The sequence below is a fragment of the Aerosakkonema sp. BLCC-F183 genome (genome assembly GCF_041929145.1).
Classification (GTDB): domain Bacteria; phylum Cyanobacteriota; class Cyanobacteriia; order Cyanobacteriales; family Aerosakkonemataceae; genus Aerosakkonema.
The window spans coordinates 20,131-32,982 of record NZ_JBHFNU010000039.1; the positions used below are offsets into that span (position 1 = coordinate 20,131).

At 44.4% G+C, this 12,852-nt stretch carries 9 protein-coding genes; 1 reads left to right on the forward strand and 8 read right to left on the reverse strand.

All coding sequences use genetic code 11. From position 1 onward, the window contains the following. Positions 1–12: 12 nt before the first annotated feature. The 6 genes from ACE1CD_RS09475 to ACE1CD_RS09500 form a co-directional block, all read right to left on the reverse strand. Positions 13–843: a universal stress protein gene (locus ACE1CD_RS09475; RefSeq protein WP_374823476.1), complete on the reverse strand. Its 831-nt coding sequence runs from the start codon at positions 841–843 to the stop codon at positions 13–15. Positions 844–1,027: 184 nt separating this feature from the next. Beyond that, positions 1,028–3,028, reverse strand: a complete 2,001-nt coding sequence (locus ACE1CD_RS09480) for a CHASE2 domain-containing protein (protein WP_374823479.1) — start codon at positions 3,026–3,028, stop codon at positions 1,028–1,030. Between the two features lie 15 nt (positions 3,029–3,043). Then, complete coding sequence (locus ACE1CD_RS09485; protein ID WP_374823482.1) at positions 3,044–5,242, reverse strand: caspase family protein; 2,199 nt, start codon at positions 5,240–5,242, stop codon at positions 3,044–3,046. Between the two features lie 95 nt (positions 5,243–5,337). Further along, positions 5,338–6,105: a tetratricopeptide repeat protein gene (locus ACE1CD_RS09490; RefSeq protein WP_374823484.1), complete on the reverse strand. Its 768-nt coding sequence runs from the start codon at positions 6,103–6,105 to the stop codon at positions 5,338–5,340. Between the two features lie 189 nt (positions 6,106–6,294). Continuing rightward, positions 6,295–9,150: a CHAT domain-containing protein gene (locus tag ACE1CD_RS09495; protein WP_374823487.1), complete on the reverse strand. Its 2,856-nt coding sequence runs from the start codon at positions 9,148–9,150 to the stop codon at positions 6,295–6,297. A 136-nt stretch (positions 9,151–9,286) separates the two neighbouring features. Then, positions 9,287–10,141 (reverse strand): tetratricopeptide repeat protein, encoded by an 855-nt coding sequence (locus ACE1CD_RS09500; RefSeq protein WP_374798128.1) that lies wholly within the window; start codon positions 10,139–10,141, stop codon positions 9,287–9,289. Positions 10,142–10,294: 153 nt separating this feature from the next. Between ACE1CD_RS09500 and ACE1CD_RS09505 the strand changes: the two genes are divergently transcribed. Continuing rightward, positions 10,295–10,948, forward strand: coding sequence for a hypothetical protein (locus ACE1CD_RS09505; protein WP_374823490.1), 654 nt, complete (start codon positions 10,295–10,297; stop codon positions 10,946–10,948). Between the two features lie 267 nt (positions 10,949–11,215). Here ACE1CD_RS09505 and ACE1CD_RS09510 read toward each other — a convergent pair whose 3' ends face one another. Beyond that, positions 11,216–12,187 carry a CBASS cGAMP-activated phospholipase gene (locus ACE1CD_RS09510; protein WP_374823493.1) on the reverse strand — a complete coding sequence of 324 codons (972 nt, stop codon included), beginning with the start codon at positions 12,185–12,187 and terminating at the stop codon, positions 11,216–11,218. A 22-nt stretch (positions 12,188–12,209) separates the two neighbouring features. Next, positions 12,210–12,572 carry a dihydroneopterin aldolase gene (folB, locus tag ACE1CD_RS09515; protein ID WP_374823496.1) on the reverse strand — a complete coding sequence of 121 codons (363 nt, stop codon included), beginning with the start codon at positions 12,570–12,572 and terminating at the stop codon, positions 12,210–12,212. Positions 12,573–12,852: the final 280 nt, after the last annotated feature.

The following is a 12,852-nucleotide window of genomic DNA, read 5'->3' on the forward strand; positions in this document are numbered from 1 at the left end:
AAAACTCAAAACTTAAGCGACAGTACGTGCCAACAATACGGGACAGTTGGCATAAACTCGCACGTAGTCTGAAAGGGAAGTGCCCAACAGTCGGTCTAAATCTGGGAGACCTTTGGCGATCGAAGGGCGACGATCGGGAGACCCCAGCATGAGAAGGTCTGTACCAACTTCCTCGGCGATGCGACAAATTTCTTCACCAGGCTTGCCAGTGCCGATAATGCAGCGATAGGCAACGCCCATTTTTTTCGCTTCTGCAACTGCCGGTGCTAGCACGGGATTAGTTTCGGGACTGGTGCTTTCTACTTTCGGGTTGATGCGAACTAGAATCAGCTGACCGCCTTTGATATCGCGTAAAAGAGACAGAGCCAGCTTCAATGTTTCTTTAGAAGCTTCCGATCCATCCATTGCCACCATGATTTTGGAGATTTTTTTGACGTAGATATCGTCTTTGACCAAGAGCATGGGGCGAGCGGAGAGTTGAAAAACATACTGACTGACAGAGTTTTCCAAAATCGACTCTAGGCGCTTGAGCCCGCGAGAACCCATAATAATCAAATCAGCGTTGATTTCATCGGCAACCTCGCAAACTATACTCTTGGGGTCGCCTTGTCGCAACATGGCGTTGACGTGATTGGGATCTAATTGCAAGCTCTGAATGGCGGTGGCGAGAATTTTGCCTCCTTCTTCCCACTTGGCGGTCATACCATCAGAAGTTACTTGGGGAGGAACGACGTGCAAAACGGTTACAGAAGCGGGTTTGAGGGAAGGGATTTCCATCAACGCCTTGAGCATTTCTTCAGTATGACCCGTTCCGGAGTCGGCTAGCAATATTTTTTCTATCATCGGTTTGTCTGCTTGAGATCGGAATCTATCAGATTTTTTTGGTGTTTGATTAAGCGGAGATCGGGCATATTCAATCTATCTCTCAAGATAGAACGAGTGCGTAGCTTCTTTAGCAAGTCTTTTACAAGCTGTTACAGAAAAGTTGTTTATCGCTGGCATATACATCTTCTAATAATACAAATTGTTAAGTTTTTTCCGATTGTGGTTGTTTTTCGTCCTTCTTACTAACGACGCGATAGATCTCCACGCTTTGCCGTCTGCCCTTCAAATCGATCGGCCCCCAATATTCGACTTGAAATTTGCCGTCGATGTAAACGAAAGTTTCGCGGGCAATTAGTACGCGGCAGCTGGAGGGTTGAAGATCCTTGCAGCAACTTTCCAAACGGGAGGCAATGTTGACGCTATCGCCGATGATGCCGTATTCTAAGCGGTCTTTGCCCCCCAAACTACCGGCCACGACTGGGCCTGTAAAAATACCGATTCGCATTTGAATTGTGGGTAAGCCGCGACGAAGCAGCTGGGAGTTGAGTTCTTGGAGACGATCGCCCATTGCGAGGGCGCAAGCTACAGCCGAGTAAGCGTCCTGAGCTATTTCTTCTCGTGTGGTGCGACATATGGGTACACCAAACACCGCCATGATGCCATCACCGATAAATTTATTGATGATGCCGTGATGAACTTGCACTTCTTGGGCGATCGCGCTGAAATATTCATTGAGCCATTCCAGCAAAACGGTGGGCGACATTTGTTCGGCGATCGTGCTGAAATCTTTGATATCGGAGAACAACAAAGTCGCTGTTAGAGTTTGTCCGGGTAATTTGCCAGATTTGAGCAAGCGATCGCGGTGTTGCCAAAAGGCGGCGGCAATTTCCGGGGAGGTGTTCTTTCCCAAGAGTTTCATCACCATTTGCTGCTGCTGATAGAAAGTGTAGGAGCGGTTTAAGACTACAGCGCCACCTGCGATCGACACAGCTAGTATGGGAGATGCGATCGGCACCCATCCGTGCTGAGTAAACAGATAAAAGCAGCTGAGTATGACAAGAGCGATCGCGCCGATCTCCAGGATGCTTAAAACGAGGGGACGACGAAAATATGCGGCCAAACTACCGCCGATAAGTGCCCAACCTAAAATCCACAGCACCTCCATCCATTCATCCCAGAACCAAAATAAAGGTTTTTCCCCAACAGCTGCATTGAGAATTTGGCTGACCATTTGAGCGTGAATCAGCACCCCCGACATTTTGTAGTTTTCTTGTTGGGTAGGACTGTAGGGTGTCAAAAAAAGGTCGTTGAGACTGGGTGCTGTACTGCCAATTATGACAATCTTGTCTTTTATCCAGCTGGGGTCAACCTGTCCGCGTATTACCTCTGCGAGGGTGACTTGTCGCGCCACCGGTTGTGCGGAACGGTAATTGAGTAGGATCTGATATCCTCGCGCATCAATATTTTGATAACCTCCGGAATCTGACTCCAAACGAGTAAACACAGCTTTGCCCAACTGAAGATAAGCTGGTTTTGTGCGACTGCTTTTAGGCAATATACCGCGATCGGCTAAATAAGCTTGGGCTAGAAGCAGAGCAAAAGAGCGCAGAACTCCTGTTTCGGTGGGTATAAATAGCAAATTGCGACGAATAACTCCATCTGAGTCAACTAATAAATCGTTAAATCCGATGCGCTCTTTCGGTACGCCTTTTGGCGGGGGTATTCCGGCGGCATCATCTGTTATCACGATAATATTTGGACTTTTGAGTTGCTGCAAAAATAACTCGTAACCCGGTTGTTGGGGAACATCGCGATAAATATCGAGACCGATAACTTTGGGCTTGTATAGTTGTAAATTTTGCAGTACTTGCGCTACTGTTCGATCGGACAAAGGCCATCTTTGAGCGCGGATATCTGCTTCGGTGATGGCAATTACCAGCAATCGCGGATCTGGTTGTTTATTCTCCACTAAGCGTACCATTTGGTCATATGCTACCAGTTCCAAGGGTTGGAGTAAGCCCAGATGTATGGCAAATAGTAAAAACCCGGTGACTGCAAAGCTGGCGAGTGCAAAGTTAGCTCTAGCAAAGTCAATCTTAGAGAAGTATTTGGCGAAACCGTAGAAATCAAAAGTAAAAAGAAAAGTATTTTTTCTATTACCCTGCCGCGAAGCCTGGTAACGCTTTTGCCTTTTTTTATACATTGTCGCCCCAGTATTTCAGATCACTTCAAAGGTAATTGACATTGCCGCGATTTGCGATGTATCGACATTTTTTATTTGCTGACTTTGCACCGCAGTAGTTCTGGTAGTACCGCGAGTGCCTTCATCCAAATCGTCGAGCAAACTATCGATCGCTTCTGTGGGTTGGTTGAGAGCGATCGGCCTTCTGTCCTGCTGTCCTTGGGATGCGATCGAGCGTAAGGCAGAAAGTGCTTTTCGCAAAGGAGTTTTACTGGCAATAATCAGAATTTCCGTTACTCCCTTCGGCTTTTGGGTAACCAACGAGAAATTATCTTTACTGGGGTCGGGTAGCAGTAGCATTTGACCGGAATTAAGCTGCATAATATCGTCTGTTGCTGTCCAATTATTGGGAAACAGAACCGACATTTCACCTGCGGAGTCAATTGCCAGCACGCTGACGTAAATTTTACTTGCCTCGTTATTAACGATGCGAAACTGAACCGATGTTCCTAGAGGTAATTGACGAGAATTGGCGGGTAGAGAAGGAGTTCCAGAGTTTTGGGGAGGTCGATTTGAGGGAATGGCAGAAGAAGCAATACCGCGAACGGTGAAAGTGCTGGCAAGGATTTGGTTTTGACCTTCTCGATTCATAGAGGCAGTTACATTCAGCCGGGATGAATTGGTGTTAAGGGCAAGTTTGACAATGCGAGATGCGAGCAGAGATTTTAGCTTTGACTGCAAACGATTTAGGGCATCGGCTACAGTTTCGCCAGCTGCACCAAACGAACTGGGAATTAAATCGAGTCCGGCAGAAAACAAACCTATACTATTAATATTGGGAATATCTGTTACTTGTTTTTGCTGCAATTCTTGACGGTAGGCTTGGGTGATGCGCCCTAAAATGTAATGAACTTCTCCTTGTTGTAATGGTACAATTTCTATGCGCTGATTTGTTTGTAAGATTTGTTTGGCTGCTGCGGCGTCATTACCCAAAGATGAATCGAGAGCGATGCGTAAGGAAACGTTGCTGGAAATACCGCGCACATTTTCTTGTAGCAGGGTTCCCGATTGTGCTGTTCCGATTAGTTTGCCTTGTCCGATCAATCCGTTGCGAGATTGTAATTGTACTTGACCTTTGTAACGATTTTGCGGATCTACGATCGCAAAAACAGCACCGCGATCGAACGCTGCTAAACTTTGGGGGTTGAGTCCTCCTAACCAGATTTGGGTTTGCTCTCCTTCTACTTTGAGGATGACTGCTTCTGCTGGTGGTGTTTGTTCTTTGATAAAGTAAACTGGTTGACGATCGTTATCGCTTCCTGGCTTAATTTCGTATTCTGGTTTTTGTTCTTGAGAAGATAACTGGGTGGTAGTGCGAGCAACATTGGGGATAACTTTAGCAAAGGTTTCGCTTCCGGTTTGTTGCCAAAGGTATTGAGTCATCACATAAGTAAAAGCGCCAGCATGAAAATCGCTAAAAGGTGCATCGGCGGCAAGTTCGTTACGTCTGGCAGAAGCGATTGCTACTCCTTTGGCAACACCTTTGCGACGTTGTTCGATAAAGTCTGATGGGGAAAGATTCAAACGTTTCAGCCATTGCTCTTGGTACTCTTTTTCCTCCGAAATTGCTTGTAATTGAGAACCTCCTGCACGGGAACGCACGCGGTAGTTACCGCGTGTCGCTCCTCCAGAGTGACAGCTATCCAGCACAACAGTGAGGTTTTCTGTTTGGATTGCTTTCATCAACAAAAATAGGGTGTGTCCCATGATATCCTGAACTACATTATTTTCAGAAGTTAGGGAGTAATCTACTGGGACAAGAGTGCTGTTAAGATTGTCAGGGGTATCCCGATCGGGATCTTTTACTCTCGATCCGTGTCCGGAAAAGTGGAAGACAACTACATCTCCTGGCTTGGCTTGTTTAATTAAATGTTCTTCAAATGCTGATAATATATTTGCTCTAGTGCCTTGGTTATCGGTAACGGTGAGGATGTCTTTGGAGTTAAAACCAAAGCGGTTAATTAGTAGCTCTTTTTGTAAATTAACATCGGTGACGCAGCCCAACAAAGGTTGGTCTTGATAAGTGTTAATTCCTATTAATAAAGCTAGTTTGCGCGGTGTGCTTTGCGCGATCGCACTAGCGTAACGAAGCGCTCTTTGCTGGACATCTAGTTGGCTGAAACCGAGCGTTGCTAGAACAGAGCCTGAAAATTGCAAAAAATGACGGCGCTTCATAAATTTTTGAGTGGTTTAGGGGCGACCGTTGCGATCGCTTGGATTGGAGTTTGGAGTTTAAGAGATTTAGCATTTAGCACCCTGAAATTTTTGTTCTAAAGACCGGGTAGAGTTACATTGTAGGTTCCGGCTGGAAAATTAGGTGAGGGAGATGCACAGGCAATGTACAAATTGTTCACCAACATAATGGTCACCGGATTTGTACTGCAAGAAATTGGATTTAACGCTCGACTGGTGAAAAAATCAGAAATTTTGCTTGTCACAGGTACTGGTACTATTTGGTTGCGGTTTTGGGAGACTAAAATCCAAGGCAGTTGATTGAAATTATTTTTATTATCGTTACCAATGATATTGGCGTTATTTAGATTGTAATTTGTGAAATTTGGGGTGGATTGATTGGAGTTTAAATCTGATGTTTGAGGAACAATTGCCGGGGGTGAATTGAGTAAATTTAACTTAGATTGGGCGTTCAGTTGGCGATTGCGATCGCCAATTTCTCTGTAAATTTCTAAAGCTTGCTGGTAGTAATTTCGCGCCATCTGTACTCGGCTGAGTCTGTCGTAAATATCACCAATTTTAATCAGGGTATCCGCTGCGCCACTCCGGTCGCCCAGTTGACTCCGAATGGCAAGCACTTGCTGAAAGGTTTCCAATGCTTTTTGCCATTGCCCTTGACGTAAAATTTCATCTCCCTGAACGAACAGCTTATCTGCGTTGGCTCTTAGCAATGCTCTTTGTTGTTCGGTCGTTGGTGCCTGTGCTTTGGCGTCCAAACTTCCTAGATTATAGCCCGGTAGTGGCACATTGAAGTTGGGAGACAAAAGCAGAATTATTGTGGCTGGGATGAGGTGACGGCGGAACATTGGCGCACCTAATTACAAATAGGACATAGGTTTTTTGAGACAACGAACGTATTTCAATTTTAACTAAGAAGTGAAGTTGCTAGTTATACGATCGCGCTTCTTTATAGCCCTCGATCGCAACTGCTTACCCATTACCCTTACGAAGGATTGGAAGAGCGCAAGGGTCACCCCTACAGTGCTGAAAACTGATTAAAGTCCGTTGCCAATAAGTATGAATGATGACCAGTAGTAAGGATGGTTAAGGCGATCGCTTATTTGCAGTGGTAGGTTGTTGCGTGTGCGCCCTTGGATGCCAATCCCCCGGTGTTGCCCTACTGCTGAGTAATTACGGGTAATTAATTCTATCTGTGCTTGCCGCAAAGCTTCGGCTTTAGTGATGTTTGTCTTGGTTCCCACGGTTTTACTTGAGGATAATGCAGTATAAAAAGCATCCATTAATGCTTGCGTACCGCCATCGGAAACCGACCACAAGGAGGCGATCGCAGCTTTTGCGCCAGCTTCTTGAATTAAATAACCAAAACCGAGAATTTCTTCGCCGTTACCCAATTTGCCGCCTATGCCGGTTTCGCAGGCACTCAGCACCACCAAATCTACATTAGTTAATCGCCAGTTTTCCACATCTGGTAAAGTGACGCGATCGCCATTTCCAAATAATATAAATGAATCATTGGGCTGTCCGACTACAAACGCCGCGTGAGTCGCTAAATGAACAATATTGTAATCGTTGAGACGGGGAACGGTGGCGTTGCGACTGAATTCGCCATCTAGCAATTTAAGAGAATTGGGAAAAATCGTGACTAAATTGTCCACTTCGCGGGCAGCAAAAGGCAATCCACTAAAGAAAAATTCGCGATCGCCAATGCGAAATGTGTAGCTACCTTTGGTAAAACCAGCCGCTAAAACTTGCGGTTTATCTGGCGGTTGGGTGTTGAAATCTGTGAGGCTATCAGCAGTAATATAATTGATGCGAAAACGCTCAACTAACCATTGTTTGCCATCGTGCAAAGCTGCTAGAGGAATGTAGCGTAGCTGTTCGTCAGGAGCATATATAAGCGTTTGGGCTTCGGCTTGAATTAAGTCATTTTCCAAAGGTTTGATTAACCATTTGTATAGCTTTTGGGCAGGAATTTTAGCATCGGCATCCGGGTTTTGCAAAGCGCTGCGAAATTCCACAATCGCCCGATTTAGTTCTGAACGTTCGACACTAACAGTACGACGAATGGGCGGGCTATCGGCTGTGGTGATAATTAATTCTAAACGGTCTTCTAAAATTAAAGGATAAAGTAGTACTGCGCCTTTTCCCAACCGCTGCAAATTGTCTTGAATATTTTTCAGCCGCCGCAAACTGATACTTCCATCTCTCACTATTGGGCTTTGTGCTGCGATCGAAGCTTGCACTTCCGGACTGCGGATGAAGGCGTTAAATTCAGCTGCGATCGCTTCTTGCGCTTTGACAATTTCGGCGATGCGCGTAGCTTGAGCGGGTGTGCGATTTGCTTCGGGAATTTTTCGTAATTCGGCAAGTTCTTTTCCCAATTGAATAGCTCTATTTTGAATAGCAGCGTAGTCGGCGGTAAGTTTCTGTTCTTGGGGTAGTAATTCTACACCCTGAGATGTTTGTTCGTTACCTCTGACATTACCAAGATAATCATTTAATTCTTGAATTTTTAGTAAATCGATGACTTGTTGTGCTTCTAAGATACGATTTTGTTTGAGCAAGATATCGGCTAAAGTGCGGTAGGTATCGGCTACGGTTTTTGTATAGGATTCCTGTTGTTCGCGGGGGAGCGATCGCAAGTTTTTGCGAATTGCTTCCGTGACGTTGACTGATTGTTTGTAAAAAACAATTGCTAACTCTGGCTGGTTTTGGCTTTCTAATGCAGACGCAATGTTGCTGAGAGTAACCCGTTCCAATCCGCGATTGCCAATCTCTTTAAGAATTACTAATGCTTGTTGATAATATTCCAAAGCGGAAGTATAGTCACCTAAACTTTTGTAAACCGTTCCCATACTATCGAGAGCATTGCCAACTCCTACGCGGTTGCCGACTTCTGTTAAAATTGCCAATGCTTGCTTAAGCGAGTCTAGTGCTTGGGAATGCTGACCTAAATTATCGTAAACCAAAGCTATGTTGCTGAGGGTTGTACCTTCACCTGTTCGATCGTTAATATTTTTCCGAATCGCTAGAGCTTGCTGATAGTATTCTAATGCTTGGGGAAATTGGTTTAATTTTTGGTGGAGTAAGCCAATGTTATGGAGAGTGTTACCCAGGTTTGTGGTGTCTTTAGTAACTTTTATCACTGCCAAAGCTTGCTGATAAAACTCCCTAGCTTGAGAATACTGACCCAATTGGCTATAAAGTTCGGCTAGATTATTGAGAGTGCGCCCTTCACTGACTCGATTGCCGATTTCTTTGTGAATTGCTAAGGCTTGCTGATAGAAATTTAGAGCTTGAGAATACTCTCCTACTTCGTGATAAGTTAACCCAATGTTGTTGAGCGTAGCTGCTTCACTCGCACGGCTGCCAATTGCTGTTTGAATTGCTAATGCTTGTTGATAGAAATTCAGCGCTCGATCGTAATTTCCGAGTTCGCGATAAATTAAAGCAATGTTACTGAGCGTAACGCTTTCACCAATGCGATCGCCAATTTGTCTGTGAATAGCCAAAAATTGCTGACAAGCCTGTAGCTTTTGTTGAATATTTTCTACTTGTGCCTGACAAGGTATTTCAATAGAAAGCAAGCTGCCAGAGCGGTTGCTTGTTAAGGGACGTAGCGGTGAATTATTCGGGTAGATATTATTAGGATAAAAAATCGGAATTGTCGAAAGGGAAGGTACCAACATTTCCGGCAGAGGTTCGATGGGTGAAAGGCTGGGAAACGGGCTGGCAGGAAGGGGAGAAGTTTCAGTTGTCGGTGTTTGTGCCAGAACATCTGAATTGAGGGTTTCTGTCAGTATAGGGAAAGAAGCCAGGGAAAAAAGCAGCGTTGTACTCACAAGACTGAGAAGTTTCAGACGATGTTGCACGGTAATACTGCTCCACATATTGAGTTAGATCTAGTTTGTTATCATCCTTATTGTATCTATCGTTTATTGTTGATTATTCGTTGTTAGTAGAACAGGCGATAAACTGGAAAGCATAATTATTATTCGCAAACATGAAATAGTATTGGGCGAATAGTTAGCGTTTGCCGACTTCCTCAAGCATAGGTGCTGGCAATGGATTTTGTTCAGAGGGAGGCGGCGGACTTGGCGGGGGAACGTCATCCTCGCCAAGAATAATCGGACTGACTGGTAAAGATTGTCGTCTTACGCGCATAGCACATTGCCGATTGCGATCGGCTTGCTGTCGAGCTACTTGCTGATATAATTGTCTCGCCCGGTTATTTTGACCGATTCTTTCGTAAACTTGCCCCATTTTTTGTAAAGTGGCATCTTCATTTTGACAGTTTTGTTTTCTGCGATAAGTTGCTAATGCTTCCCGATATGCCTGCAATCCGGGAGAAAAATCGCCTAATTGAACATAAAGATCGGCAATGCTGAGGAGGGTTTCTGTTTCGCGATCGCTATCTTTACTTTGTCTGAAAATTGCGTAAGCTTTCTGATAGGATTCCAGCGCTTTTAACCTCTGATTTAATTGTAGTTGATATTGCGCCATTCTCAGTAAAATATCTGGGTTACGAAAAATTTCGGATGCTTGTTGATAAAATTGTATAGCTCGCTCCGGCTGACCTAATTTGCCATAAACCACTGCGAGATTACTGAGGGCGATTTCTTGGCGTTCGCGATCGCGATTGTATTGGCTCAAAGCTAATACCCGCCGGAACATATCTACAGCTTCTTGCAATTCTCGTCTTTTCGCTTGTTCCACGCCTATTTGTAACAGCCGATCTGCTTCTGGATTCGCTGTTATCGGTTCTGTTTGTGCTTGTGCTGAATTAAAAGTTATCGAGTAGGAATTGGGCTTTATGTTAGTAGCAACGCACAAAATTAAAGTGGCAGTAAAAACCCTGGCAAATCTCAGAGTCCATTGCATGGTAAAATTCCTTGGAAAGCATAATACACGATCGCGAATCAAAATCTAAGTTAATCTTAAAAGACTGAATATCCGTTTGTACAGTTGCCTCCGCATCTGGCAAGCTGATTGAAGTCCGTTGCCAATGAGTATAAAAGGTGACCAGTAAAAAGGATGACTGAGGCGATCGTGCAGGCTTCACCCAATGATCCCAAAAAAATCTGGCTACTAACTGCCGTGGCTTTAAATTTGTTAAATCCTTTGGCTGCAAACGCAGTCTCTACTGACTTAGTATCTATTTTCGGTCTGAAACAAAATTTGTTCTCACCCACCTCAGTCTCAGCAAATACTAAAGCGATCGCACCATGTCAAGCTTCTGCACTCAGGGGTGTAGCGCAAGGATGGAGTAGAGATTCACAGTCGCTGGGAGGCAACTTTTATATTACGAACAAGAGTTCTCGACCCTGTGCGCTAAATACATCTAGCCGAATGCAAATAGTGGACGGACAAGGACAACCGTTACCGATCGCTCGCCCTTTGACATCGGGTTTTTGGGGGTCGCCTGTTCGCAGCAGTTTTGTGTTAAAGCCTAATGATTCTTTATTCGCATTAGTAGTGTGGGGAAACTGGTGCAGATCCGCACCTAAATGGGATATCAGTATCAGAATTACGTTACCGGCTAATGGGGGTCAGATTAATATGCCGATTAGGGATAAGAGAGGTATTCCATTACGGATTACGCCTCCTTGTAGCGAGCGTAATAAGCCCTCATATTCAATGCTTCAATACCTCGATACAAGTTCATCTCGCTCCGATCGAAGTCTGTAGCGATAAATTTGGACGATATTTTTTATGCTGAAAAATGTTCATCTCTTTTACAGATGATGGTGATGGTGGGTTACGGCACGCTCTGAAAGGGAGAGGGAGAGGGAAGAGAGAAGAGGGGAAATTTTGACTTTTGACTTTTGACTTTTGACTTTTGACTTTTAGATCGCCCGTGCCTAAAGCACCCTACGATTAGATAATTTTCTAAATGTAGAGTATGTCACTGTATTTTTCAAGCTTGGCGAGTACGCAAAAACCAGATACGATCTGTTAAGAAAAGTTTTGTTGTAAGAAGTTTTTGAGTAGTTCTCGATTCGGCTGCATATAGTTTTGTGTCAGTTCGATTAACCTAGCAATATTTTTGTCTGTGGCGTCATCTATCATATCTTTCTTGATGGTAGGTTGCAGGCGCAGGTAACGATTAGACGCTCTATCTTCAAGTTCTGGAGGACTCATTACCTGGCGAGTAATGTAATCGTTAATGTCAGAGGAAGCATCAAATAATACTTCTATCAAGCGTCCTCCCCATATCCAATTTCCCACTCCCCAGGCGCGAACTTGTGCAAAGGGAATTGAATTAGTTGAATTCCCCGTACCAATGGAGAGAACAGAAATTTCCCTGACGGGATTATCTAGGCGGAGTGCTTCCGCAACGGCGCAGGCGGTAGGATTGTTGGCACCAACGCCGCCGTCAATTAGGGAGTAGTCTTTGTCTTGAGTTTTTAGTAAATGTGCGGGAAAATAAGTTGGTGCAGCGGAGGAAGAAACGCACAGTTCCCACAAGGGAGTATCTATCCAAGGTTTGTATTTTTGCCAGCTTTTGAAAACGATCGTTTCTCGATCGATCGTGTCGTAGGCAGTAATTAACAATCGTGGCGATGTGTCGATGTCGGACAGCTTTATGTTACCGAACTGCTCTTTCAAAGCGTTAATCAAACCTCGATCGGAAAATTTAGGCGCTGAGAAACCGTATTCCAACAGCAATTTTAGCCGCTGAGGTGACCAGCGACTGGTGTAGGGGAAGATCGTTTTGCCTTTTTGCCTGTAGAGTTCGAGGATTTCCCGGCTTCTTCGTCCTGTAGCGATCGCAGCTGCTAAAATCGACCCAGTGGAAGTCCCTGCAATCAAATCGAAGTACTGATTTAAAGGGCGATCGATTAATTTTTCTACTTCCTCAAGAATAACGGTAGGGATAACGCCGCGAATACCCCCGCCGTCTAAACTCAATATGCGAAATGGCACTGTTTTTCCCTTTTTGCTAAAATTACTGCGGTTTGCCCCTGGTAATCTCGATTGCGATCTTACCGCCAAAGTCGGCAATCGGGGCTGAGGGCTTTGTCACCTTAACTCGAACTTGCGTTATCTTCTCACTTTCTAAGATACTGGATGCGATCGTCTCGGCTAACTTTTCGATCAATGCAAACTTAGATGACTTCACCAATTGCTTTACTGTTTCAATTGTGCTGCGATAATCGTGGGTATGTTCGATCGCATCGCTTTTAGCTGCTTTCGACAAATCCAGCCATAAGGTAAGGTCTACTTCAAACCACTGTCCCAGTACCTGTTCTTCTTGTAGGTAGCCAGTGTAACCGTAGCAGCGAATTCCCGTAACGTGAATGCAATCCATAATTAGGGGTTAGGGGTTAGAGGTTAGGGCGTCAGGAGCAGTTTTCTCCTCAGTCCTGAATGTTTGTGAGATTAAATCTTCAGTATTCTTTAGAATTGTACTTATTAGCCATCAGACATTTATTATTTGTGGTAAAGCTCATGACCGATGACTAAATTAACCCAATTTGCTACTTACATCATTGAAGCTAAGATTAGGTACGTAGTTGGGGGTGTAAACAAAATATTAAAAGAGGGAAAACCAAAAAAAAACACAAAAAAAAAAAAAAAAAAAAAAATTT